The following is a 24655-nucleotide window of genomic DNA, read 5'->3' on the forward strand; positions in this document are numbered from 1 at the left end:
CCCCGTGCCCGAGCACGACTGCTACCACTGCGGCCTGCCGATTCCCGCTGATGTCGACCTGCCGGTGGACATCGAAGGCACCCGCCACCAGATGTGCTGCACCGGCTGCCAGGCGGTGGCCCAGTCCATCGTCAGCAGCGGCCTCATCGACTACTACAAGCGCCGCGACGCGATGCCCGAGCAGGCCCGTGAGGCCATGCCCGACGAGCTCAAGGATCTCGGCCTGTTCGACCACCCGGACTTCCAGCAGGGCTTCGTCAAGCCCATCGGCGAGCACGAACGCGAAGCCGCGCTGATCCTCGAGGGCATCACCTGCTCGGCGTGCATCTGGCTCAACGAACAGCACGTGGCCCACCAGCCCGGCGTCACCGCCGTCGACATCAACTACGCCACCCGGCGCGCCCGCGTACGCTGGGACGAGCGCCGCATCAAGCTGTCCGACATCCTCGCGGCGATCCAGGCCATCGGCTACCGGGCCTATCCCTACGACGCCGCCCGCTCCGAGCAGATCTCCCAGCGGGAGCGCCGCAGCGCCCTGTGGCGGATCTTCGTGGCCGGCTTCGGGATGATGCAGGTGATGATGTACGCCTTCCCGGCCTACATCGCCGCCGACGGCGAGATGACCGCCGACATCGAGGCGATGATGCGCTGGGCCAGCCTGATCCTCACCGCGCCGGTGGTGCTGTACTCCGCCGCGCCCTTCTTCAGCCACGCCTGGCGCGACGTGCGCCTGCGCCGGCTGGGCATGGACGTGCCGGTGGCGCTGGGCGTGGGGGCGGCCTTCGTCGCCAGCTGCTGGGCCACCGTCATCGGCCAGGGCGAGGTGTATTTCGACTCGGTGACGATGTTCGTGTTCTTCCTGCTGTGCGGCCGCTACGTGGAGATGCTGGCCCGGCAGAAAGCCGTGCGCGGTGTCGAGGAGCTGGGCAAGGCATTGCCGGCCTTCGCCGAGAAGCTCGCCGCCTGGCCGTCGCCCGCGGGCGACAAGGTGCCGGTTTCGCAGCTCGTGGTGGGCGACGTGATCCGCGTCAAGCCCGGCGAGACGGTGCCCGCCGACGGTGTCGTGATCGAGGGCGAGAGTGAGGCCAACGAGGCGCTCCTCACCGGCGAGAGCCGCCCGGTGCCCAAGCGCCCGGGGGCCGAGATCACCGGCGGCACGGTGAATGGCGGCAGCCCGCTGTGCGTGCGCGTCAGCCGCACCGGCGAGCACACCCGCCTGGCGGCGATCCGCCAGCTGATGGAACGGGCCTCGGCCGAAAAGCCGCGGGTCGTCCAGCAGGCCGACCGGGTGGCGGCCTACTTCATCGTCGCGCTGCTGGTGCTGGCCTGCGTCACCGCCGGCTGGTGGTACTGGCACGATCCCGACCGCGCCCTGTGGATCTTCGTCTCGGTGCTGGTGGTGAGCTGCCCTTGCGCCCTCTCGCTGGCCACGCCGGTGGCGCTCACCGTAGCCACCGACGCCCTGGCCCGGATGGGCGTCCTGGTGACCCGCGGCCACGCCATCGAAGCCCTTGCGCGGGCCGACCATTTTGTTTTCGACAAGACCGGCACGCTCACCTACGGCGAGATGCGCGTCGAGACGGTGCGGGCCTTCGGTGCCGCCGACGCCTCCACGCTGCTGGCGCTGGCGGCCGGCCTGGAGCAGGGCTCCGAGCACGCCATCGGCAAGGCCCTGCGCCTGCGTGCGGCGGAGGAGGGCGTCTCCCTGCCGGCTTTCGGCGGCGTCGCGGCCACCACGGGGCAGGGCGTCGCTGGCGTGCTGGACGGCGTCACCTATCGCATCGGCCGCCCGGCTTTCGCCGCTGAGCTCGCGGCGGCGCCGGTCCCCGAAGCCCTGCTGGAGGACGAGCGCTCCGGCCGCACGGTGATCGCGCTGGCCTCGTCGGTCGGCTGGCTGGGCGGCTTCGCGCTCAGCGACGGCCTGCGCGAGGATTGTGTCCAGACTTTCGAGACCCTGCGGGCGGAGGGCCTCGCGCTGTCGATCTTCAGCGGCGACACGCCGCCGGCCGTCGAGGCGGTCGGGCGCCAGCTGGGGGTGGAGCACGCGGTGGGGGGCATGACGCCGGAGGGCAAGCACGCCGGCCTGCGCGCATTGCAGAAGGGCGACGCGGTGATCGCGATGGTCGGCGATGGTGTCAATGATGCGCCGGTGCTGGCCCAGGCCCAGGTGTCGGTGGCGATGGGCGGCGGCACCGACCTCGCCCGCAACCAGGCCGACATCGTGCTGCTGAGCGCCCGCCTGGGGGCCCTGGCCGATGGGCTGGCGCTGTCGCGGCGGGCGCTGTCCATCATCCGCCAGAACCTGTGGTGGTCCTTCGCCTACAATTTCACGGCCGTCCCGCTGGCCATGTCCGGCCTCGTCACCCCGTGGATGGCGGGCATCGGCATGTCGGCCAGCTCGCTGTTCGTCGTTCTCAATGCCCTGCGCCTGCAGCGCGGGCTCAAGCGCTGAGGTTGCCCATGGAAAGCCTGTACCTGCTCATCCCCCTGTCGGTCGTGCTGGTGTTCCTGATCGGCTTCATCTTCTGGTGGTCCGTGAAGAGCGGCCAGTTCGACGACCTCGAAGGTCCGGGCTACCGGGTGGTCAGCGACGACGACTCCCCCCCTAAGGTAGCACCGGGCAAGGCCGACAAGGCCGGCCCGGGCGCATCCTGAGCATCAGCGATGCCTGATTGACCCTGAAAGTGAAAGGGTTTTGATTCAAGTCAATTCCTCGCCCCCCGGCCTCGTGCATAATCCGCTCCAGGTTGAAGACGCGAACACGAGCAACAATCAGTGCGTTTTCAGGGCCTTGCGGCCCAAAGCTGAAGTCTCTCTGTTGGGGTTGGGGGTGCGCGATGCGCACCCTTTTTTTTCGTCCGTCTCCGGCGCCCCGGCGTGACGCCCGTCCGCCATCTTCCCTCTCCCGGCCTGGTTTGCCGCGGCAGTCTTACATCCGGTAATCGTCCTGTGGTTCCGAAAAACGCCGAATCGACGTACCAACCTGCTAAAATTCCAGGCTTTCGGTTTTTCGACCACCTCAGCCTTACTGGAGTCTAGCTTATGGCCATTGAACGCACCCTCTCCATCATCAAGCCCGATGCCGTCGCCAAGAACGTGATCGGCCAGATCTACGCCCGTTTCGAAGGCGCCGGCCTCAAGGTCATCGCCGCCAAGATGGCTCACCTCTCCGAGCGTGAAGCCGGCGAGTTCTACGCTGTTCACAAAGAGCGCCCCTTCTTCAAGGATCTGGTCTCCTTCATGACCTCCGGCCCGGTGATGATCCAGTGCCTGGAAGGCGAGAACGCCATCGCCAAGAACCGTGAGCTGATGGGCGCCACCGACCCGAAGAAGGCCGACAAGGGCACCATCCGCGCCGATTTCGCCGAGTCCATCGACGCCAACGCCGTGCATGGCTCCGACGCTCCCGAAACCGCTGCCGTGGAAGTCGCCTTCTTCTTCCCGGGCATGAACGTTTACAGCCGTTGATGATCTGTACCGGCGGGATGAAACTCCTTTCTTCCGCCGGTCTTGATGGAATTACACGTGGTCAATCTTCTCGATTTCGATGCCGCAGCGCTCACCGACTGGTTCGTCCAGCAGGGTGAGAAACCATTCCGCGCGAAGCAGGTGCTCCGGTGGGTGCATCGCTTCGGCGCAACCGATTTCGACCAGATGACCGACGTGGCCAAGTCGCTGCGGGCCAAGCTCGCGGCGACGGCCTGCATCACCCCGCCGGTGCCGGTGCGCGACAGCATCTCCACCGATGGCACGCGCAAGTGGCTGCTCGACGTGGGCAACGCCAACGCGGTCGAGACGGTGTTCATCCCCGAAACCAACCGCGGCACCCTGTGCATCTCGTCCCAGGCCGGCTGCGCCCTCGACTGCGCCTTCTGCTCCACCGGCAAGCAGGGCTTCAACCGCAACCTCACCGCGGCCGAGATCATCGGCCAGCTGTGGCTGGCGAACCGCCTCCTCGGCGCCAACGGCGACGGCGAGCGGGTCATCAGCAACGTGGTCATGATGGGCATGGGCGAGCCCCTCGCCAACTTCGACAACGTCGTGTCGGCCCTCAACCTGATGCTGGACGACAACGCCTATGGCCTTTCGCGGCGCCGCGTCACCGTGTCCACCTCCGGCATCGTGCCGGCCATGGATCGCCTGCGCGACGCCTGCCCGACGGCGCTGGCCGTGTCGCTGCACGCCTCCAACGACGCGCTGCGCGACAAGCTGGTCCCGATCAACCAGAAATACCCGCTGCGCGAGCTGATGGCCGCCTGCCGGCGCTACCTCGAGCGCGCGCCGCGCGACTTCATCACCTTCGAGTACGTCATGCTCGACGGGGTGAACGACAGCGACGCCCACGCCCGCGAGCTCGTTGCGCTCACCCGCGACGTGCCGTGCAAGTTCAACCTGATTCCCTTCAACCCCTTCCCGAATTCGGGTTTCGACCGCTCGCCGGCGCCGCGCATCAAGCGCTTCGCCGAGATCCTGATCGACGCCGGGATCGTCACCACCACGCGCAAGACGCGGGGCGACGACGTGGACGCGGCCTGCGGGCAGCTCGCCGGCCAGGTCAAGGACAAGACACGCCGCGTCGCCTCCCGGATCGTCCCCATCGTGGAGCAGCCCCGATGAATCCTTCCCTCCGCGCCCGCCTGCTGCTTGCGCTGCCGGCGGTGCTCGCCCTCGGCGCCTGTGTCGGGCCGCAGCCGGGTGGCTCGCTGGCCCGCATGGAGCGGCCAGTCTCCGAACTCCCGGTCGGCAAGGACGAGGCCCGCGGCAAGGCCAAGGTCCATGTCGAGCTCGGCCAGGCTTATTTCCAGGTCGGTCGCTACGGCGTGGCGCTGGACGAGGCGAAGGCCGCCATCTCCTACGATTCGCGCTATGCGCCGGCCTACCAGCTGATGGGGCTGGTGCATATGTTCCTCGAGGAGAACCAGATCGCCGACGCGAATTTCTCCTACGCCCTGTCGCTGGCGCCCGGCGACCCCGAGATCCAGAACAGCTACGGCTGGTTCCTGTGTTCCACCGGCAAGGAAGCCGCCGGCATCGAGATGCTCCAGGCGGCGGCCCGTAACCCGTATTACCAGACGCCCACCCGGGCCCAGGCCAACGTGGGCCTGTGCCAGCTGCGGCTCAACAACGATACCGCCGCCGAACGTGCGTTCCTGCGAGCCGTCGAGCTGGATAACGGCAATCACCAGGCCGTCTTCCACCTCGCCGGGATCGCCTATCGGCGCGGCGCCTACGAGGCAGCGAAGCGTTACGTGGGCGCCTTCAACCAGGCGGTCGAGCCGACGGCCGAGAGCCTCTGGCTGGCGATCCGCATCGAGCGCCGGCTGGGCGACCGCGCCGCCGAGGCCAGCCTCGTGCAGCAGCTGCGGCGCCGGTTCCCCGGCTCTCCCGAATACCAGGCTTTCTTGCAAGGGCAGTACCAGTGACCGATCCCCAAGCCGTGCCATCGTCCCTGCCGACCTCTACCCAGGACTCTTCGGTGGGCGACACCCTGCGGCGCAGCCGTGAAGCCCAGGGCCTCTCCATTCCGGAGGTGGCCGCCACGCTCAAGCTGCATGCCCGCCAGATCGAGGCCCTCGAAGCCGGCAACTTCGCCCAGTTGCCCGGGCTGGCGTTCACCCGGGGTTTCCTGCGCAACTACGCGCGCCTGCTCAAGATCGACCCGGCGCCGCTGCTGGCGGGGCTGCAGTCGCCCGAAAGCAGCGAGCCGATGGAGCTCGCGCCCGCCTCCAATGCCCACGGCGACATGCCGCAGGTGGGGCGGGGGCGGTTTCGCCGTTCGGTGATCCCGGGCGTGCTGGCGGCGCTGGCCTTGTTTGGCGTCGTGGTGGCCGGCTGGTATTACGACACCCTGCGCAAGAATCCCTCCGAAGAGCTCGCCGTGTCTGCACCCGAGGCCGAGCAGGCCCAGTCCGACGCGCCCGCGGTGCCGCCGCAGCCCCCGGCTGCCGAAGCCGATCCCAAACCCGAAGCTGCAGCCGTCGCTGCTGCGCCGGCTCCCGCCGCTGCGCCGGCGGTGCCCGCCGGTGTGCCTGTCGCCCTGAACCCGAGCGTCGCCGAGCCTGCGCCGGCCGCCGCGGTCCCGGCCGCTCCCTCCGCTCCGGCGGCTCCCGCCACCGAGGCCGGCCGTGACCGTCTCGTGTTCCAGTTCGCCCAGGACGCCTGGGTCGAAATCAAGGACAAGAACGGCAAGGTCGTCTTCTCCCGCCTCGGCAAGGCCGGCTCCCAGGAGCAGTTCGACATCTCCGCGCCGGTCTCGCTGGTGATCGGCAATGCCCGCCAGGTGAAACTCCAACGCAACGGCGCCGCCGTCGACATCCCGACCCCCGGCAAGGTGACGGTCGGGCGCCTCAAGCTAGAATGAATACTGCTGACATGGATCTCCTTCTCTCCGGGCGTGCCGCCGTCCGCCGCCAGACCCGCCAGGTGCGCGTCGGTCGTGTCCTGATCGGCTCCGACGCGCCGGTGGTCGTCCAGTCGATGACCAACACCGACACCGCCGACGATTTCGCCACCACGATGCAGGTCGCCCAGCTCGCCCGGGCTGGCTCCGAACTCGTGCGGATCACCGTCAACAATGACGAGGCCGCCCGCGCGGTGCCCAAGATCCGCGAGAAGCTGCTCCAGATGAACCTCGACGTTCCGCTGGTCGGCGACTTCCACTACAACGGCCACAAGCTGCTGCAGGACCACCCGGCCTGCGCCGAGGCCCTCGACAAGCTGCGCATCAACCCCGGCAACGTGGGGCAGGGCGCCAAGCGCGACACCCAGTTCGCGTCCATCGTCGAGATGGCCTGCAAGTACGACAAGCCGGTGCGCATCGGCGTCAACTGGGGCAGCCTCGACCAGTCGGTGCTGGCCCGCATCATGGACGAGAACGCCCGCCGCACAGTGCCCCGCGACGCGATGGCGGTGATGCGCGAGGCGCTGGTCACCTCCGCCCTCGAATCCGCCGCGAAGGCCGAGGAGTACGGCCTGGCCGGCGACAAGATCATCCTGTCGGCCAAGGTCAGCAGCGTCCAGGACCTGATCGCCGTCTATCGCGATATGGCCGCCAAGTGCGACTATCCGCTGCACCTCGGCCTCACCGAGGCCGGCATGGGCTCGAAGGGCATCGTGGCGTCCACCGCCGCGCTGGCCGTGCTGCTCCAGGAGGGCATCGGCGACACCATCCGCGTCTCCCTGACCCCCGAGCCCAACGGCAGCCGCACCCAGGAAGTGGTGGTGTCCCAGGAGATCCTGCAGACCATGGGCCTGCGCGCCTTCACGCCGATGGTCACCGCCTGCCCGGGCTGCGGCCGCACCACCAGCACCCTGTTCCAGGAGATGGCCTCCGACGTGCAGAACTTCGTCCGCGACAACATGCCGGTGTGGCGCGAGCAGTTCGACGGCGTCGAGAACATGACCCTCGCGGTGATGGGCTGCATCGTCAATGGGCCGGGCGAGAGCAAGCACGCCAACATCGGCATCTCTCTGCCGGGCACCGGCGAATCGCCGGCGGCGCCGGTCTTCGAGGACGGCGTCAAGACCCGCACGCTGCGCGGCGACAACATCACCAACGAGTTCAAGGCCATCATCGAAAGCTACGTGGCCCGTACTTATCCCCGCAAGGGCGCGCCGGCCTGAGCCCGCGCCGATCAGAACAACAAAGGGAATCATGAGCAAGACCCTCCAGGCCGTGCGCGGGATGAACGACATCCTGCCCGACGACGCCGAAGTCTGGGAGCAGTTCGAGGACATCGTCCGCGACTGGCTGCGCAGCTACGGCTACCGCCCGATCCGCATGCCCATCGTCGAGCCGACGCCGCTGTTCAAGCGCGCCATCGGCGAAGTGACCGACATCGTCGAGAAGGAGATGTACTCCTTCGAGGACGCCCTCAACGGCGAACACCTCACCCTGCGCCCGGAAGGCACCGCCTCCTGCGTGCGTGCGGCGATCCAGCACAACCTGCTGTTCGGCAGCCCGCGGCGCCTGTATTACCACGGCCCGATGTTCCGCCACGAGCGCCCCCAGAAAGGCCGTTACCGGCAGTTCCACCAGGTTGGCGTCGAGGCCCTCGGCTTTGACGGCCCCGATATCGACGCCGAGCACATCCTGATGTGCGCCCGCCTGTGGGACGACCTCGGTCTCGAGGACGTCAAGCTCGAGATCAACTCCCTCGGCAGCAGCGAGGAGCGCGCCGCCCACCGGGCCGCGCTGATCGCCTATCTCGAAGCCCACAAGGACAGCCTCGACGAGGACGGCCAGCGCCGCTTGTACACCAACCCGCTGCGCATCCTCGACACCAAGAATCCAGACCTCCAGGCCATCGTCGAAGCGGCGCCCAAGCTCGCCGACTTCCTGGGCGAGGAGTCCATCAAGCATTTCGACGGTGTGCAGGCGATCCTCAAGGATGCCGGCCTGCCGTACCGCATCAACCACCGGCTGGTGCGCGGCCTCGACTACTACAACCGCACGGTGTTCGAGTGGGTCACGACCCGGCTCGGCGCCCAGGGCACCATCTGCGCCGGCGGCCGCTACGACGGTCTCGTCGCCCAGCTCGGCGGCAAGCCGGCGCCGGCGGCGGGCTTCGCGATGGGGGTCGAGCGCCTGCTCGCCCTGTGGCAGGAGTCCGGCGGCCAGGCCGAGCGCATCGTGCCCGACGTGTACCTGGTGCACGCCGGCGAGGCCGCCCAGCGCGCCGCCTTCCGGGTCGCCGAAGGCTTGCGCGGGACGGGTTTTGCGGTCACGCTGCACTGCGGCGGCGGCAGCTTCAAGTCGCAGATGAAGCGGGCCGACGCCTCCGGCGCACCGTTTGCCGTGGTGATCGGTGACGACGAGGCCGCCGCCGGCGAAGTCAGCCTCAAGCCCCTGCGCGACGGTGGCGAACAGATTCGCGTCCCGATGGACGTGCTCCCGGAAACCCTGGCGGATCGCCTGATCGAATCGGAAGAAGACGATGGCAGCATTTGACCTCGAAGAGCAGGAACAGATTTCCCAGATCAAGGGCTGGTGGGAGCAGTACGGCACCCTCGTGACCGGGCTTGCCGTGGCCGTCGCGCTCGCCTCGGTGGGCTGGCAGGGCTGGCAGTGGTATCAGGGCAAGCAGAGCGCCGAGGCGTCGGCCCTCTACGGCGTGCTGCAGAAGGCCGCCAGCGAGAAGAACGCCCAGAAGGCCCGCGAGGCGGCCGGCACCCTGCTCGAAAAGTACAACGGCACCGCCTACGCCGACATGGCCGCGCTGCTGTCGGCCAAGGTGCAGGCCGATGCCGGAGATCTCAAGAACGCCCGCGTGCCGCTGGCCTGGGCCGCGACCAAGGCCAACGACCCGGCGCTGCGCGAGCTGGCCCGCCTGCGCCTCGCCACCGTGCTGTTCGACGACAAGGCCTACGACGAGGCACTGGCCCAGCTGCAGGCGCCCACCGACGAGAGCCTGGTGGCGCGTTTCGCCGACCTCAAGGGCGACATCCTGCTGGCCCAGGGCAAGCGCGAAGAAGCCAAGGCAGCCTACAAGACCGTCGTGGCCGACCTCGAGAAGGCAACCAAGGGTGAATCCGCCGCGCTGCGCGAGATCGCCCAGGCCAAGCTCGATGCGGTCGGAGGTGCCCAATGAAAGCCGCCCGCCTGGCCCTGAGCCTGGCCGGCGTGCTTACGCTGTCGGCCTGCAGCTCGCTCAACCCCTTTTCGTCGGAAGGCAAGCCGCCGGCCCTCAAGCCCCTCACGAGCCCGGTCGGGATGAGCGTCAGCTGGCGCGCCCGGGTCGACGAGGCGGGCGTCTTCGTGTTCCAGCCGGCGGTCGTCAGCGGCGCCGTCTTTGCCGTCGGCAAGGATGGCGAAGTGGCGCGCATCGAGTCGGGCCGCACGGTCTGGAAGATGCCCCTCAAGACCACCGTCTCCGGCGGGGTCGGCTCGGACGGCAGCCTGGTCGTGGTCGGCACGCCGAAGGGCGAAGTCATCGCCCTCGACGCCGCGACCGGCCAGCTCAAGTGGCGGACCGCCATCAACGCCGAGGTGCTGGCTGCGCCGGCGGTGTCGAACGGCATGGTCGTGGTGCGCAGTGCCGACAGCCGGCTGTTCGGTCTGGATGCCGCGGATGGCAAGCGTCGCTGGACCTACCTGCGCGCGACGCCGCCCCTTGCGCTGCGCAACGCCGCGGGTGTGGTGATGGAGGGCAACTTCATCATCGCCGGCTACCCGGGCGGCAAGCTGGTTGCCGTCAACGGCACCAACGGCAGCCTGGCCTGGGAAGGCACCGTGGCGATCCCGCGCGGCGCCACCGAGCTCGAACGGGTCGCCGACATCACCAGCCTGCCCGTGGTCACCCCGCGGGCGACCTGCGCCGTCGCCTACCAGGGCCGCGTGGCCTGTTTCGACATGGGCAACGGCTCGACCCTGTGGACGCGCGATCTGTCCAGCTCCAAGGGCCTCGACCTCGACGACCGCAATGTTTACGTGACCGACGAGAAGGGCGCCGTTCATGCGCTGGATCTCGCCAACGGCGCCAGCGCCTGGAAGCAGGATCAGCTCGCCGGCCGTAATCCCGGCCGTCCGCGGGTCGCCGGCGAGTACGTCGTCGTGGGCGACGTCGAGGGCTATGTACACCTCCTCCGGAAGACCGACGGCAGCCTGGCTGGCCGCCATCGCGTCGATTCCAGTCCGATTCTCGCCGACCCGCAGAAGGCGGGCGGCGACATCGTCATCCAGACACGCAATGGCAGTCTGCAAGCCATTGACGTTCAGTAAAGTAAGGGAGTCACCGTAGCGTGAAACCTACCCTCGTCCTCGTTGGACGCCCCAACGTGGGCAAGTCCACCCTGTTCAACCGTCTCACCAAGACCCGCGACGCGCTGGTGGCCGACTTTCCGGGCCTCACCCGCGACCGTCGCTACGGCCTCGGGCGGGTGGCGGAACGCGAATTCCTGGTGGTCGATACCGCCGGCTTCGACCCGGTCGCCAAGGACGGCATCGTCCACGAGATGGCGAAGCAGGCCGAGCAGGCCATCGCCGAAGCCGACGCGCTGCTCTTCATGGTGGATGCCCGCAACGGCCTCACTCCCCACGACGAACAGATCGCCGCTCGCCTGCGCCGCGCCGGGCGCCCGACCTTCCTGGTGGTCAACAAGGCCGAAGGCATGAACCGCGCCGTCGTTTCGGCAGAGTTTCACGCCCTCGGTCTCGGCGATCCGCTGTGCATCTCGTCGGCCCATGGCGACAACGTGCATGCGCTGATGGAGCTGGTGCTCGAGTCCTTCCCGGTCGACGAGGAAGACGACGAGACCGAAGAGAAGGGCCCCCGCGTGGCCATCGTCGGCCGGCCCAACGTGGGCAAGTCCACCCTCGTGAACACGCTGATCGGCGAAGAGCGGGTGATCGCCTTCGACATGCCCGGCACCACCCGGGACGCCATCGAGGTGCCCTTCGAGCGCAACGGCAAGCACTACACCCTGATCGACACCGCCGGTCTGCGCCGGCGCGGCAAGGTCTTCGAGGCGGTCGAGAAGTTCTCGGTCATCAAGACCCTGCAGGCGGTCGAGCAGGCCAACGTGGTGGTTCTGGTCCTCGACGCCAGCCAGGAGATCTCCGACCAGGACGCCCATATCGGCGGCTTCGTGGTCGAGGCGGGCCGGGCCCTGGTGGTGGCCGTCAACAAGTGGGACAGCGTCGACGATTACCGTCGCCAGCGCATCAAGGAAGACATCGAGCGCAAGCTGCCCTTCCTGGGGTTTGCAAAGTTCCTTTACGTTTCGGCCCTCAAGGGGCAGGGCATCGTGCCGATGTTGAAGGCGGTCGACGGTGCTTATGCGGCGGCCATGACCAAGCTGGCCACCCCCAAGCTGACCCGCCTGCTCCTCGACGCCACGCTCAAGCAACAGCCGCCCCGCCACGGCGGTTTCCGTCCCAAGATGCGTTACGCCCACCAGGGCGGGATGAACCCGCCCGTCATCGTGGTGCACGGCAGCGCGCTCGACCACGTGCCGGCCTCCTACGTCCGCTACCTGGAGCGCAGCTTCCTCGAGGCCTTCAAATTGCAGGGCACGCCGTTGAGGATACAATTCAAGTCTTCCCATAACCCTTTTGCGAACAGGGTTTAAAGAACCGTCTTCCGCACCAGTGAGCGGTCTGCCGAGTCGTGTTGCGATGCAGCAGATCGCTCTATAATTATTCCAAACTAAAACCACATAAGAGGTTCTAACATGAGCAACAAGGGGCAACTTCTGCAGGATCCCTTCCTGAACGCCTTGCGGCGCGAGCACGTTCCGGTTTCCATCTATCTGGTGAACGGGATCAAGCTGCAGGGGCAGGTCGAGTCCTTTGACCAGTACGTAGTGCTGCTGAAGAACACCGTGACCCAGATGGTTTACAAGCACGCCATCTCCACCGTCGTGCCGGCCCGCCCGGTCAACATTCAGCAGGAACAGAACGAGGCAGCAAGCTGATCCAGACCTTCAACCGGCCGCGTCGCGGCCTAGAGCGATCCGGGAGCCCGCGTGTTTGAGAGACCTGCCGCGGGCAACCGCGCGCTGTTGGTGCAAGTGGATTTCGGCCAGGGGCAGATCGACGAGCGTCTCTCCGAGATCACCCTGCTGGCCGAGAGTGCCGGCGCCACCGTGGTCGGGGTGGTTCATGCCAAACGCTCCGCCCCCGACCCGGCGCACTTCGTCGGCAAGGGCAAGGCCGACGAGATCGGTACCACGGCCCAGCTCTACGAAGCTGACATCGTCATCTTCAATCACGACATCACCGCCGCCCAGCAGCGCAACCTCGAACGCAAGTTCAACTGCCGCGTCGTCGACCGCTCCGCACTGATCCTCGACATCTTCGCCCTGCGGGCGAAGAGCCACGAGGGCAAGCTGCAGGTCGAGCTGGCCCAGCTCCAGCACCTGTCCACCCGGCTGGTGCGCGGCTGGACCCACCTCGAACGGCAGAAGGGCGGCATCGGCCTGCGCGGCCCCGGCGAGAAGCAGCTAGAAACCGACCGCCGGCTGCTGGGCGAGCGGGTCAAGCTGCTCAAGTCCCGGCTGGCCACGCTGGAACGCCAGCGGGCGGTGCGGCGGCGGGCGCGGGAGCGCCGCGACGTCATGAGCATCTCCCTGGTCGGCTATACCAACGCCGGCAAGTCGACGCTCTTCAACGCGCTGACCAAGGCCGGCGCCTACGCCGCCGACCAGCTCTTCGCGACCCTCGACACCACCTCCCGGCGGCTGTTCCTGGGCGAGGCGGGCAGCGTGGTGCTGTCGGACACGGTGGGTTTCATCCGTGACCTGCCCCACTCGCTGGTGGCGGCGTTCCATGCAACCCTCGAAGAGACCGTCTCGGCCGACCTGCTGCTGCACGTCGTCGATTCGGCCAGCGAGGACCGGGAAGGCCAGATCGCGGCGGTGAACGGCGTGCTCGAAGAAATCGGCGCCGGTGGCTTGCCTCAGATCCTGGTCTGGAACAAGATCGACGTCACGCTGGCGAGCCCGGAAGTCCAGCGGGACGCTTGTGGTAAGATCTCGCGCGTTTTGCTCAGCGCCAGAACGGGCGAAGGGCTCGACCTGCTGCGTGAAGTGCTCGCCGAGGCGGCGCTGGCGCACAAGGCCGAACTGGCCGCCACCGCGGCGGCGGCGCAAGCCGGTTGATCCGTTGCGCGGCACATCAGAACGGCGTACGACCTGGTCACGATCCCATCACGACCCATCACGACATCTCCCGGAGCGGATTCTCACTGTGATTTCAGGCATCCTCATGTCTCTCAATGACCCGAAGTGGGGCAAGGGCGGCGGTGACAACCGCGGCGACGGCAATCAGGGGCCTCCTGACCTGGAGGAACTGTGGCGCGATTTCAACCGGCGCCTGTCCGGCATGTTCGGCCGTCCGCCGATCCGCGGTGGCGGTTCCGGTGATGGCGGTGGCGACGGCAAGCTGCCCGAATTCAATTTCCGCCAGTTCGGCGGCGGCATCGGTCTGATCGCGGCCTTCGCTGCAGTCATCTGGCTCGCCAGCGGCTTCTACATCGTCGACGCCAGCCAGCGGGGCATCGTGCTGCAGTTCGGGCGCTTCCAGGAGGCCACCGACCCCGGCCTGCGCTGGCGCCTGCCTTACCCGATCCAGAGCCACGAGCTGGTGAACCTCACCGGTGTGCGTACCGTCGAGATCGGCTATCGCGGCTCCGAGCGCAACAAGGTGCTGAAAGAGGCGCTGATGCTCACCGATGACGAGAACATCGTGAACATCCAGTTCGCCGTCCAGTACATCCTCAAGGACCCGCAGCAGTATCTGTTCAACAACCGCAACGCCGACGACTCGGTGATCCAGGCCGCCGAAACCGCGGTGCGCGAGATCGTGGGCAAGAGCAAGATGGACTTCGTGCTCTACGAAGGCCGTGAGCAGGTGGCCGCCAACGCCCAGAAGCTGACCCAGGAGATCCTCGACCGCTACGCCACCGGCATCCAGGTGAGCAAGGTCACGATGCAGAACGCCCAGCCGCCCGAGCAGGTGCAGGCCGCCTTCGACGACGCCGTGAAGGCCGGTCAGGACCGGGAGCGCCAGAAGAACGAGGGCCAGGCCTACGCCAACGACGTGATCCCCCGGGCCCGCGGCGCCGCCTCCCGCCTGATCGAGGAGGCCGAAGCCTACAAGGGCCGGGTGGTCGCCCAGGCCGAGGGTGACGCCTCGCGCTTCAAGCAGGTTTACACCGAATACGCCAAGGCCCCCGAGGTGACCCGTCAGCGCATGTACATCGAGACGATGCAGCAGGTGTTCTCCAACACCTCCAAGGTGATGGTGGATTCCCGCGGCAGCGGCAGTCTGCTCTACCTGCCCCTCGACAAGCTGATCCAGAACACCGCCGCGCCGGCACCCGGAGCGCCGGTGGCGGAGGTCGCTCCGCAGGCCGGCCGTCCGGCTGCGGCGGCGGAGAGCAATGTCTCGCCCCCGCGTGTCGACGCCTTGTCGGGTGAGGCGCGCACCCGTGAATCCATCCGTAACCGCGAGCGGGGAGAGCGCTGATGCGTGAACGTTTGCCTTTGTTTGCCGGCGTCGGCCTGTTTGCCTTCGCGGTGCTGTCGATGAGCCTGTTCACCGTCGACCAGCGTCAGCATGCCCTGGTGTTCCAGCTCGGCGAGGTCAAGGACCAGATCAGCGAGCCGGGCCTGCACTTCAAGATCCCGCTGATCCAGAACGTCCGCTATTTCGACAAGCGGATCCTGACCCTCGACACCTCCGAGCCGGAGCGCTTCATCACCTCCGAGAAGAAGAACGTGCTGGTGGATCTGTTCGTCAAGTGGCGGATCGTCGACCCCAAGCTGTACTACATCTCGGTGGGTGGCGATGAGACCCGCGCCCGCACGCGCCTCGAGCAGACCGTCAATGCCGGCCTGCGCGAGGAGTTCGGCAAGCGCACCGTGCACGAGGTGGTCTCCGGCGAGCGCGACAGGATCATGGACGACATGCGCGTCAAGGCCGACCTCGACGCCCGCAAGATCGGCGTGCAGATCGTCGATGTGCGCCTCAAGCGTGTCGACCTGCCCTCCGAGGTCTCCGAGTCGGTGTATCGCCGCATGGAGGCCGAGCGGAAGCGGGTCGCCAACGAACTGCGCTCCCAGGGCGCTGCCGAGGCCGAGAAGATCAAGGCCGACGCCGACAAGCAGCGCGAGGTGATCGTCGCTGAAGCCTACCGCCAGGCCCAGATCGTGAAGGGTGAGGGTGATGCCAAGGCGTCGGCGATCTACGCCCAGGCTTTTGGCCAGAGCCCGGAGTTCTACGCCTTCTACCGCAGCCTCGAGGCCTACCGGAGCAGCTTCAAGAACAAGTCCGACGTGATGGTCGTGGAGCCGAACACCGAGTTCTTCAAGTATCTCAAGGGGGCCGGTGGCCGCTCGGCGGTGGCGTCCGACGCTGCCAAGGGCGCCAAGAGCGCCAAGTAAATGGGGCGCTCCCTTCTTCTCGCCTTTGCGCTGATGCTGGTGCTTGAGGGGGTGATCCCCTTTGTGGCGCCGGCAGCCTGGCGCGAAACCTTCAGCCGGCTGATCCGCATGGCCGACGGGCAGATCCGCTTCGTCGGCCTGGCCTCGATGCTCGCCGGCCTGTTAATTCTGATTGTCTTTTCCTGAGGCGCCTTACCCATGTTGCGTTGGGTTCTACCCGAATACATCCAGGATGCGCTGCCCGCCGAGGCGGCGAAGCTGGAAAGTCTGCGCCGCCGACTGCTCGACGATTTCCGTCTGAATGGCTATCAGCTGGTCGCGCCGCCGCTGCTCGAATACCTCGAGTCGCTGCTGACCGGTGCCGGCCAGGATCTGCAGCTCAAGACCCTCAAGCTGGTGGACCAGCTGTCCGGGCGTCTGATGGGCGTGCGTGCCGACATCACGCCGCAGGTGGCGCGCATCGACGCGCACCTGCTCAACCGCAAGGGCGTGGCCCGGCTGTGCTACTGCGGCAGCGTGGCCCACGCGGTGCCGTCCTCGCTGACGGCCACCCGCGAGCCGCTGCAGCTGGGTGCCGAACTCTACGGCCACGCCGGCATCGAGGCCGATGCGGAAGTGATCCGCCTCCTCGCCGGCGCCCTGCAAAGCGCCGGAGTCGGCACCTCCCGGATCGACCTGGGGCATGTGGGGCTGTTCAAGGCCCTGGCCCAGAAGGCCGGTCTGCTCCCCCAGAAGGAGGAGGTGCTCTTCGACTGCCTGCAGTCCAAGGATCAGCCGGGGCTCCGGGAGCTGCTGGCGGATGCCCCCGAGGCTGTCCGCGCGGCGCTGCTGGCCTTGCCCACCCTCTACGGCGGCGCCGAGGTGCTGGCCCGCGCCCGCGAGGTGTTGCCCCAGGAGCCCGAGATCCTGGCGGCCCTCGGCGATCTCCAGGAGCTCGCGGGCCGGTTGTCGGACCTGCCGATCAGTTTCGATCTGGCGGATCTGCGTGGCTACCACTATCACAGCGGGGTGGTTTTCGCGGCCTACGGAGGCAACTCGCCGGTGGCCCTGGCCCTCGGCGGACGCTACGACAGTGTCGGCCGGGCCTTCGGGCGGGGTCGTCCGGCCACCGGTTTCAGCCTCGACCTGCGGGAGCTCGCTGCCCAGGTGCCGGATCCGGAAATGGTCGGGGCCATCCTCGCGCCGGCGGGCGCCGAGGAGGATTTGTCGAAGGCCATCGCCGCGCTGCGCGCCGGCGGTGAAAACGTAATGATCGAATTGCCCGGCCATGAAGGCACGTGGCGTGAGGCCGGTTGCGACCGGCGTCTGGTTCTGCGGGGCGGTGCCTGGCAGGTCGAACCGCTTCAGGGAGAGTAAAAATATGGCAAAGAACGTAGTCGTGGTGGGCACTCAGTGGGGTGACGAGGGCAAGGGCAAGATCGTCGACTGGCTGACCGATCAGGCCCAGGGCGTGGTCCGTTTCCAGGGGGGGCACAACGCCGGCCACACGCTGGTGGTGGGCTCCACCGAGTACAAGCTGAACCTGGTTCCGTCGGGCATCGTGCGCGAAGGCGTCGAGTGCTACATCGGCAATGGCGTGGTGCTCGACGTGCATCACCTGCTCGCCGAAGTCCGCGGCCTCGAGGCGGGCGGCATCAAGGTGCGCGAGCGCCTCAAGATCAGTCCGGGCTGCCCGATCATCCTCGGCTACCACTCGGCCGTGGACCGCGCCCGTGAAGCCAAGAAGAGCGCCGGAGCCAAGATCGGCACCACCGGCAAGGGCATCGGCCCGACCTACGAAGACAAGGTGGCCCGTCGTGCGCTGCGGGTCTACGATCTCTTTGATCCGAAGCGCTTCGCCGAGAAGCTGGCCGAGAACCTCGAATACCACAACTTCGTGCTGACCCAGTATCTGGGCGCCGATCCGGTGGATTTCCAGACCGTCTTCGACGAGGCGATGGCCGACGCCGAGGAGATCCGTCCGATGGTCACCGACGTGTCGGCCGACCTGTACGCGATCAACAAGGCGGGCGGCAACCTGCTGTTCGAGGGCGCCCAGGGCACCCTGCTGGACATCGACCACGGCACCTATCCCTTCGTGACCTCCAGCAACTGCGTGGCGGGTCAGGCTGCGGCGGGCTCCGGCGTCGGCCCCGGCCGTCTGCACTATGTGCTGGGGATCACCAAGGCCTACTGCACCCGCGTCGGCGGCGGTCCGTTCCCGACCGAGCTGGACTTTGAAACCCCGGGCACCCCGGGCTACCAGATGTCCACCGTCGGCCGTGAGTTCGGCACGGTGACGGGGCGCAAGCGCCGTTGCGGCTGGCTGGATCTGGCGGCGCTGAAGCGCTCCATCATCATCAACGGCGTGTCCGGCCTGTGCATCACCAAGCTCGATGTGCTGGATGGCCTGACCGAGCTCAAACTGTGCACCGGCTACATGCTGGACGGCAAGCGCATCGATCTGCTGCCGATGGGCTCCGAAGAGGTCGAGCGTTGCGAGCCGATCCTCGAGACGATGCCGGGCTGGAGCGGCACCACCTTCGGTGCCCGCACCTGGGATGCGCTGCCCCCCGAGGCGCGCGCCTACCTGCACCGCATCGAGGAGATCTGCGAGGTGTCCATCGACGTGATCTCGACCGGCCCCGAGCGGGACGAGACCATCCTCAAGCGCCACCCCTTCGGCGTCTGAGTCGCCCGAGGGCGTGATTCCGGGCGGGGCGCTTGTGCGCTGCCCGGAATTGCCTCGAAAGCCGGCGCCCGGGCAGGGCGCCACAACATGCCGGAAGAAGTGCCGGATGGCGACAGCGGGATGTACAGGCGAAAAAAAAACCGGCCAAAAGACCGGTTTTTTTAAAACTTGGTGCCCAGAAGAGGACTCGAACCTCCACGCCTCGCGGCACTAGTACCTGAAACTAGCGCGTCTACCAATTTCGCCATCTGGGCAGCGAAGGCGCTATTATAGACAAAACGTATGCCTGCGCAAGCCCCCAACCAGCAAATGTCGCTCCGTCAGATTACTGCCCTTGCAACTCACCCCGCCGGAGTGACAGACAAAAAAAAAGAGCCGGTCGAATCGACCGGCTTTCCGTAAAACCTGGTGCCCAGAAGAGGACTCGAACCTCCACGCCTCGCGGCACTAGTACCTGAAACTAGCGCGTCTACCAATTTCGCCATCTGGGCAGCAACGGGCGCCATTATAGATTAGAAAGAAGCTGTGTCAACTTTTAAAGCAAAAAATACCAAGAAGCCGAGCAAATTCCGCCAGAGCGATCCGTTCTACGAGCGGGAGTGCCACAAATACGATTTCCCGCTCCCCAGCCGGGAGTTCATCATGCAGGTGCTCGCCGACCGGGGGGTGCCCCTGGCCTTCGGAGAGCTGGCCGAGGCGATGGACATCCTGCCCGTCGAGCGCGAGTTCTTCGAGCGCCGGATGTTCGCGATGGAGCGTGACGGGCAGGTGGTCCGCAATCGTCGCGGCGCCTATCTGCTGCCGGCCAAGGCCGACCTGATCCGCGGCACCGTCCAGGGCCATCCGGAAGGCTATGGTTTCGTGGTCACCGACGACGAGGGGGCGGATCTCTTCCTCGGCCCCAACGAAATGCGCGAAGTGCTGCACGGTGACCGGGTGATGGTCCGCGTCGCCGGCCTCGACCGACGGGGGCGCCCGGAGGGCAAGATCGTCGAAGTGCTCGAGCGTGCCAATACCCGCGTGGTCGGCCGCGTGCTCGTCGAGAACGGTGTGACCCTGGTGGTGCCCGAAAACCGTCGGATCTCCCAGGAGATCCTGCTGGCGCCGGGCGTCAAGGCCAAGAAGGCGGTGGCCGGGCAGGTGGTGGTGGTCGAGATTGTCGAGCAGCCCACCCGCTACGCCCAGCCCGTCGGCAAGGTGGTCGAGGTCCTCGGCAACTACGCCGATCCGGGGATGGAGATCGAGATCGCGCTGCGCAAGCACGAGCTGCCCTTCGAGTTCTCGAGCGCCGCCAAGGAGCAGGCCCGGCGCCTGCCCGACAAGGTCCGCAAGATGGACTGGAAGGGCAGGGAAGACCTCACCGCGCTGCCCTTGGTCACGATCGACGGCGAGACGGCGCGGGACTTCGACGATGCTGTGTTCTGCGAGCGCCAGGGGCGTGGTTTCCGCCTGGTGGTGGCGATCGCCGACGTCTCCCATTATGTCAAGGTCGGCTCCGCCCTCGACGGCGAAGCCTACGACCGGGGCAACTCGGTGTATTTCCCGCGCCGGGTCATCCCGATGCTGCCCGAGAAGCTCTCCAACGGCCTGTGCTCCCTCAACCCGCAGGTGGAGCGCCTGTGCATGGTGTGCGACATGGCGATCTCGATGACCGGGGCGATCAAGCAGTACCGCTTCTACCCGGCGGTGATGTTCTCTAAGGCGCGCCTGACCTACAACCAGGTCGCGGCGGCCCTCTACGAGCAGGCGCCGGATGCCATCGAGAGCGTGGGCGATCTGCTGCCGCACCTGCAGAACCTCGACAAGCTGTTCCGCGTGCTCCTCAAGGCGCGGGCCAAGCGGGGCGCGATCGACTTCGAGACCCAGGAAACCCGGATGATCTTCGACGACAACGGCAAGATCGCCCAGATCGTCCCCGAAACCCGCAACGATGCCCACCGGCTGATCGAGGAGTGCATGCTGGCGGCCAACGTGTGCGCGTCCGAGTTCCTGCAGAAGCACGAGCACCCGGCGCTGTACCGGATCCACGAGGGCCCGACGCCCGAGAAGCTGGCCAAGCTGCGGGAGTTCTTTGCCGAGTTCGGCCTCCAGCTGGGCGGCGGCGAGGAGCCGAGGGCGTCGGACTACGCCCGCCTGCTCGAGAAGATCCAGGGCCGGCCCGACCTGCAGCTGCTGCAGACGGTGATGCTGCGTTCCCTCCGGCAGGCCATGTACAGCCCCGACAACGTGGGCCACTTCGGCCTGGCCTACGAGGCCTACACCCACTTCACGTCGCCGATCCGGCGCTACCCTGATCTGCTCGTGCATCGGGCGATCAAGGCCGTGCTGGCATCCGAGCAGTACAACCCGGCCCAGGAGGCCGGTGACTGGGAACAGATCGGCCTGCACTGCTCGATGACCGAGCGGCGCGCCGACGAGGCCGACCGGGACGTCGAAAACTGGCTCAAGTGCTACTACATGCAGGACCGCATCGGCGAGGAATTCGACGGCAGCGTTTCGGCGGTGGTACCTTTCGGGCTTTTTGTCGCCCTGGACGACGTGTTCGTCGAGGGGTTGGTGCATATCTCCGATCTCGGCAGCGACTACTTCCACTTCGACGACGCCCACCACACCCTGGTGGGGGAGCGTACGGGCGAGCGTTACCGCCTGTCCGACCGGGTGCGGGTGCAGCTGGTGCGGGTGAACATGGAGGCGAGCAAGATCGATTTCCGCCTCGTCGCCGGCCCGTCGCGGGCCACCGAGCGGGTCGGCAAGACGGCTCGGGACAAGCAGGCTTCCGAGCCGGTGCCGGAGGTGGCGCCGAAGCCGCGTCGCTGTGCCGCCAGGGCGGAGGCCACCGCGGTGGCGGCCCCCGAGGCTGTGGAGCCGGTTGCCAAGCCCCGCAAGGCGAAGGTCGCGTCAAAGTCCAGCGCGGTCGCCGACAAAAAGATCGACAAGAAGGCCGATGCCAAGCCGGCAAAGGCCAAGAAGCCGGCCAAGACTTCCCTTGCCGGCACCAAGAAGAAAGCGAAAACCCGTGTCTGAAACTGCAAGTTCCCGTCTCATCTACGGCTTTCATGCCGTGCTGGCCAAACTGCGTCACGATCCTGAGGCGATCTTCGAGATCTACGTGGATGCCAAGCGCACCGACCCCCGCGCCCGTGACCTGCTGCGCCACGCGGAGCAGCTGGCGACCCGGGTGGTCCCGTCCGACGGCGAGCGCCTCGACCGCATGGTCGGCACGCGCCGCCATCAGGGGGTGGTGGCGCGCATCGACGGCCGCCGCAAGGAGCTCAAGCTGGCCGACGTGCTGGATGGTCTCGACGAGCCGGCGCTGTTCCTGGTGCTCGACGGCATCCAGGACCCGCACAACCTCGGCGCCTGCCTGCGGGTGGCGGATGCGGCCGGCGCCCACGCGGTGATCGCGCCGAAGGACAAGGCCGTGGGCCTCAACGCCACCGCCGTCAAGGTGGCGAGCGGAGCCGCCGACACGGTGCCCTACATCACCGTGACCAACCTGGCCCGGGCGCTGCGCGAGATGCAGGACGCCGGCGTGTGGGTGCTGGGGGCAGCGGGCGAGGCGCAGAAGTCGATCTACACCGTCGACCAGAAAGGCCCGATCGCCTGGGTGCTCGGTGCAGAGGGGGATGGGCTGCGGCGCCTGACCCGCGACACCTGCGACGAGCTGGTGAGCATCCCGATGTACGGCACCGTCGAGAGCCTCAACGTGTCGGTGGCCAGCGGCCTGTGCCTCTTCGAGGCCCGTCGCCAGCGCGCGGGCTGACGGCCGGAGCGCCGGGTGAAGGTCGATTACGCCGAGGTTCGCCGGCTGTTGCGGCTGGGAGGCGCGGGCGCCCTGGGCACCCACGCGGTCAGCGCCGCAGGCTACCCCTTCGTGAGCAGCCTGCCCTATGGGCTCGACGAGGCCTGCCGGCCGGTGTTCCTGGTCAGTGGGCTCGCCGAGCACACCCGCAACCTGCTGGCCGATCCCCGCGCCAGCCTGCTGGTGCTGGAAGGGGAGGGCGGGCGTCTCGATCAGGCGCGGGTCACGCTGCTTGGCCGCGTCTTGCCCCTCGAGCCGGGGGAGGCGATTCGCACGCGCTATCTGCGCTACCGGCCGGAGGCCGCGGATTACCTCGCCCTCGGTGACTTCCGTTTTTTCAGGATGGAGCCGGAGCGGGCGCGTTTCATCGGTGGTTTCGGGCGCATGGGGTGGGTCGATGCCTGCCCGCTACCGCAGCAGCTCGACCCCGCCGCCGAGGCCGGGCTGCTCGAAAACCTGGCTCGACTCGCTCCTCCAGGGGTGAGCGTGCTGGGAGTCGATTTCGAAGGTCTGGACCTGCGGATCTGCGGTGTCTTCCGGCGGCGCTGCCTCGCACCCGCAGGGCATGGCACAGCCCAGCTCCTTGAAGCGGCCTCCGAGGCCTTGCGCCGGCTGGAGGCCCCGCCACCGGAGGCTGGGCTGGCCTGAGCCGTCCCGGCTCAGTCCACGCGGTTCAGCTTGTCCATGTATTGCTTGGTGAACACCCGGTCGGGGAGATCCTTGGCGCTCATCTGGGAGTAGCGCAGGGTCGACACCTCGCCCTTGCGCAGGGCGTCCTCCATGACCAGCTGGGTCGGGCGCACCCGGCCGCCGAGGCTCTGGAATTTCTCGTAGCGGCAGACCTTCAGGAGGCGGTCCGACAGGGAGTAGAACTCGGCCTTGTGGGGCCAGTTGTTCGACTGGCGCACCCAGTACAGCACCTTGCCGTAGGTGACCCCCCGATCCACCGCGGTGAGTTCCAGAACGTGCATCTTTTCGCCGTCGATGGTTTCGGTGCGCAGCAGCTTGGGCTCGTAATCCCCCGCGAAGTTGGCGCGGGCCAGGTCGCCGTTGGCCACCTGGCCGGTCAGGCGCTGGGCCACCGACAGGCGCACCGGCTGCGAGATGTTGGGCATGAAGACCCACAGGTCGCGGTCGCGCATCAGCATCGCCTGGCCCCGGTCGGAGGCGGGCTCCAGGGTCTGGACGATGGTCTTCTCGTTGCCTTTTGACAGGATCTTGTATTTCCGCTCGTCGGGCTGCTCGCCGGGGCTGGTGGACACGATGTCGATGGTCACCTGGAAGCCCTCGGCCGGAAAGCGGATTTCATCCGCCTTGGCGACGATGCTCCGGGCCAGATCGGGGTCGTCCGCCGCCAGGCAGCTCCCGCCGCCCAGCAGCGCCAGCGCGGCGAGCAGGCCCAGGAAGCGGCCGGCTCTGCGGCGCGAAGGGGAAAATTTAAGGCTCATGGTGTTATCCTTTGGACGCAAATAACATAGGACGGTGAGGCGATGCCAATTACCAGCGAGGGTGCTGTCGGCGAATCCAAGAAAATGGTCATTGAGATCAAGGACGTTAGCAAGATCTACCGTCTCGGTGAGCAGAACGTCCCTGCGCTCAAGCACGTGAATCTGAAAGTCGAAGAGGGCCGTTTCATGGCGATCGCAGGGTCGTCCGGCAGCGGCAAGTCTACCCTATTGAACATCATGGGCTGCATCGATACGCCTAGCAAGGGCAAGGTGATCATCGACGGCCGGGACGTGTCCGGCCAGACGCCCGACGAGCTGGCCGAGATCCGCTCGCGGGTCATCGGTTTCGTCTTCCAGACCTTCAATCTCCTGCCGGTCCTGTCGGCCGAGGAAAACGTCGAATATCCGCTCCTGCAGATGCCCGAGATCAGCCGCGAGGAGCGTCGCGAGCGGGTCCATGCCTACCTGGGCATCGTAGGGCTCGGCAAGTATGCCGGCCACCGGCCCAACCAGCTGTCGGGCGGCCAGCGCCAGCGGGTCGCCATCGCGCGCGCGCTGGTGACGAATTCCCGCGTCGTGCTGGCCGACGAGCCCACCGCCAACCTCGACCGCAGGACGGGGGCCGGCATCCTCGACCTGATGCAGAAGATCAACCAGGAGCGCGGCACCACCTTCGTCTTCTCGACCCACGACCGGCGGGTGATGGAACGCGCCGATACCCAGGTCCGCATGGAAGACGGGCGAATCATGAAACTCGGCCTCAAGCTGCCCGACGGTTCGTGGAAGTTCGTGCTGGATCAGAGCAAGGGCGAGGAAGGGCCGGAGATCAACCCCGAGGCCTGAGTGCCT

Annotated in this window: 23 protein-coding genes and 2 tRNA genes; 22 read left to right on the forward strand and 3 right to left on the reverse strand. The window is 67.2% G+C overall.

The features are described 5' to 3' along the window. Window positions 1-4: 4 nt before the first annotated feature. From ACE3OU_RS04960 to ACE3OU_RS05045, 18 genes are all read left to right on the forward strand, one after another. The gene (locus ACE3OU_RS04960) at window positions 5-2452 is read left to right on the forward strand and encodes a heavy metal translocating P-type ATPase (protein ID WP_374240435.1); all 2448 of its coding nucleotides are present in this window, start codon (window positions 5-7) and stop codon (window positions 2450-2452) included. An 8-nt stretch (window positions 2453-2460) separates the two neighbouring features. After that, entirely contained in the window at window positions 2461-2655 is a 195-nt protein-coding gene (ccoS, locus tag ACE3OU_RS04965) for a cbb3-type cytochrome oxidase assembly protein CcoS (RefSeq protein ID WP_374240436.1), read from the forward strand. Between the two features lie 387 nt (window positions 2656-3042). After that, the gene (gene ndk, locus ACE3OU_RS04970) at window positions 3043-3468 is read left to right on the forward strand and encodes a nucleoside-diphosphate kinase (protein WP_153160961.1); all 426 of its coding nucleotides are present in this window, start codon (window positions 3043-3045) and stop codon (window positions 3466-3468) included. A gap of 57 nt (window positions 3469-3525) precedes the next feature. Continuing rightward, the gene (gene rlmN, locus ACE3OU_RS04975; protein WP_374240437.1) at window positions 3526-4617 is read left to right on the forward strand and encodes a 23S rRNA (adenine(2503)-C(2))-methyltransferase RlmN; all 1092 of its coding nucleotides are present in this window, start codon (window positions 3526-3528) and stop codon (window positions 4615-4617) included. Beyond that, on the forward strand, window positions 4614-5423 hold the full coding sequence (pilW, locus tag ACE3OU_RS04980; RefSeq protein WP_374240438.1) for a type IV pilus biogenesis/stability protein PilW: 810 nt from the start codon (window positions 4614-4616) through the stop codon (window positions 5421-5423). Before rlmN ends, pilW begins: the two co-directional genes overlap by 4 nt. After that, window positions 5420-6361 (forward strand): helix-turn-helix domain-containing protein, encoded by a 942-nt coding sequence (locus ACE3OU_RS04985; RefSeq protein ID WP_374240439.1) that lies wholly within the window; start codon window positions 5420-5422, stop codon window positions 6359-6361. The genes pilW and ACE3OU_RS04985 overlap by 4 nt, the downstream gene beginning before the upstream one ends. Before the next feature lie 11 nt (window positions 6362-6372). Beyond that, window positions 6373-7623: a flavodoxin-dependent (E)-4-hydroxy-3-methylbut-2-enyl-diphosphate synthase gene (ispG, locus tag ACE3OU_RS04990; protein WP_374240440.1), complete on the forward strand. Its 1251-nt coding sequence runs from the start codon at window positions 6373-6375 to the stop codon at window positions 7621-7623. Window positions 7624-7654: 31 nt separating this feature from the next. Continuing rightward, window positions 7655-8950: a histidine--tRNA ligase gene (gene hisS / locus ACE3OU_RS04995; protein ID WP_374240441.1), complete on the forward strand. Its 1296-nt coding sequence runs from the start codon at window positions 7655-7657 to the stop codon at window positions 8948-8950. Continuing rightward, the gene (locus ACE3OU_RS05000; protein ID WP_374240442.1) at window positions 8937-9590 is read left to right on the forward strand and encodes a YfgM family protein; all 654 of its coding nucleotides are present in this window, start codon (window positions 8937-8939) and stop codon (window positions 9588-9590) included. The genes hisS and ACE3OU_RS05000 overlap by 14 nt, the downstream gene beginning before the upstream one ends. Continuing rightward, window positions 9587-10720, forward strand: coding sequence for an outer membrane protein assembly factor BamB (gene bamB, locus ACE3OU_RS05005; protein ID WP_374240443.1), 1134 nt, complete (start codon window positions 9587-9589; stop codon window positions 10718-10720). The genes ACE3OU_RS05000 and bamB overlap by 4 nt, the downstream gene beginning before the upstream one ends. Window positions 10721-10740: 20 nt before the next feature. Next, window positions 10741-12069, forward strand: coding sequence for a ribosome biogenesis GTPase Der (der, locus tag ACE3OU_RS05010; protein ID WP_374240444.1), 1329 nt, complete (start codon window positions 10741-10743; stop codon window positions 12067-12069). Window positions 12070-12171: 102 nt separating this feature from the next. Continuing rightward, complete coding sequence (gene hfq / locus ACE3OU_RS05015) at window positions 12172-12414, forward strand: RNA chaperone Hfq (protein ID WP_079434940.1); 243 nt, start codon at window positions 12172-12174, stop codon at window positions 12412-12414. A gap of 51 nt (window positions 12415-12465) precedes the next feature. Beyond that, on the forward strand, window positions 12466-13599 hold the full coding sequence (hflX, locus tag ACE3OU_RS05020) for a GTPase HflX (protein ID WP_374240445.1): 1134 nt from the start codon (window positions 12466-12468) through the stop codon (window positions 13597-13599). A gap of 106 nt (window positions 13600-13705) precedes the next feature. Next, window positions 13706-14968, forward strand: coding sequence for an FtsH protease activity modulator HflK (gene hflK / locus ACE3OU_RS05025; RefSeq protein ID WP_374240446.1), 1263 nt, complete (start codon window positions 13706-13708; stop codon window positions 14966-14968). Next, complete coding sequence (gene hflC / locus ACE3OU_RS05030; protein ID WP_374240447.1) at window positions 14968-15885, forward strand: protease modulator HflC; 918 nt, start codon at window positions 14968-14970, stop codon at window positions 15883-15885. Before hflK ends, hflC begins: the two co-directional genes overlap by 1 nt. After that, on the forward strand, window positions 15886-16071 hold the full coding sequence (locus ACE3OU_RS05035) for a DUF2065 domain-containing protein (RefSeq protein WP_374240448.1): 186 nt from the start codon (window positions 15886-15888) through the stop codon (window positions 16069-16071). Between the two features lie 12 nt (window positions 16072-16083). Continuing rightward, window positions 16084-17241, forward strand: a complete 1158-nt coding sequence (locus tag ACE3OU_RS05040) for an ATP phosphoribosyltransferase regulatory subunit (protein WP_374240449.1) — start codon at window positions 16084-16086, stop codon at window positions 17239-17241. A 4-nt stretch (window positions 17242-17245) separates the two neighbouring features. Then, window positions 17246-18556 (forward strand): adenylosuccinate synthase, encoded by a 1311-nt coding sequence (locus ACE3OU_RS05045; RefSeq protein WP_374240450.1) that lies wholly within the window; start codon window positions 17246-17248, stop codon window positions 18554-18556. 169 nt (window positions 18557-18725) lie between these two features. On the opposite strand, the gene ACE3OU_RS05050 is transcribed toward ACE3OU_RS05045, so the two are convergent. Next, window positions 18726-18810, reverse strand: a tRNA-Leu gene (locus ACE3OU_RS05050). 152 nt (window positions 18811-18962) lie between these two features. Continuing rightward, window positions 18963-19047: transfer RNA gene (locus ACE3OU_RS05055), tRNA-Leu, on the reverse strand. 151 nt (window positions 19048-19198) lie between these two features. Between ACE3OU_RS05055 and rnr the strand changes: the two genes are divergently transcribed. Genes rnr through ACE3OU_RS05070 form a run of 3 tightly spaced genes read left to right on the forward strand, consistent with a single transcriptional unit; the run spans window position 19199 to window position 23006 of the window. Beyond that, entirely contained in the window at window positions 19199-21580 is a 2382-nt protein-coding gene (gene rnr / locus ACE3OU_RS05060; protein ID WP_374240529.1) for a ribonuclease R, read from the forward strand. Further along, the gene (rlmB, locus tag ACE3OU_RS05065; protein ID WP_374240451.1) at window positions 21501-22319 is read left to right on the forward strand and encodes a 23S rRNA (guanosine(2251)-2'-O)-methyltransferase RlmB; all 819 of its coding nucleotides are present in this window, start codon (window positions 21501-21503) and stop codon (window positions 22317-22319) included. Before rnr ends, rlmB begins: the two co-directional genes overlap by 80 nt. Window positions 22320-22334: 15 nt before the next feature. Then, window positions 22335-23006, forward strand: coding sequence for a HugZ family protein (locus tag ACE3OU_RS05070; protein ID WP_374240452.1), 672 nt, complete (start codon window positions 22335-22337; stop codon window positions 23004-23006). A gap of 11 nt (window positions 23007-23017) precedes the next feature. Here ACE3OU_RS05070 and ACE3OU_RS05075 read toward each other — a convergent pair whose 3' ends face one another. Continuing rightward, window positions 23018-23806 (reverse strand): outer membrane lipoprotein-sorting protein, encoded by a 789-nt coding sequence (locus tag ACE3OU_RS05075; protein WP_374240453.1) that lies wholly within the window; start codon window positions 23804-23806, stop codon window positions 23018-23020. A gap of 84 nt (window positions 23807-23890) precedes the next feature. On the opposite strand from ACE3OU_RS05075, the gene ACE3OU_RS05080 reads away from it, so the two are divergent. Continuing rightward, on the forward strand, window positions 23891-24649 hold the full coding sequence (locus ACE3OU_RS05080) for an ABC transporter ATP-binding protein (RefSeq protein ID WP_374240454.1): 759 nt from the start codon (window positions 23891-23893) through the stop codon (window positions 24647-24649). The last annotated feature ends 6 nt before the right edge of the window (window positions 24650-24655 follow it).

This window comes from Zoogloea sp. (assembly GCF_041908905.1).
Classification (GTDB): Bacteria; Pseudomonadota; Gammaproteobacteria; order Burkholderiales; family Rhodocyclaceae; genus Zoogloea.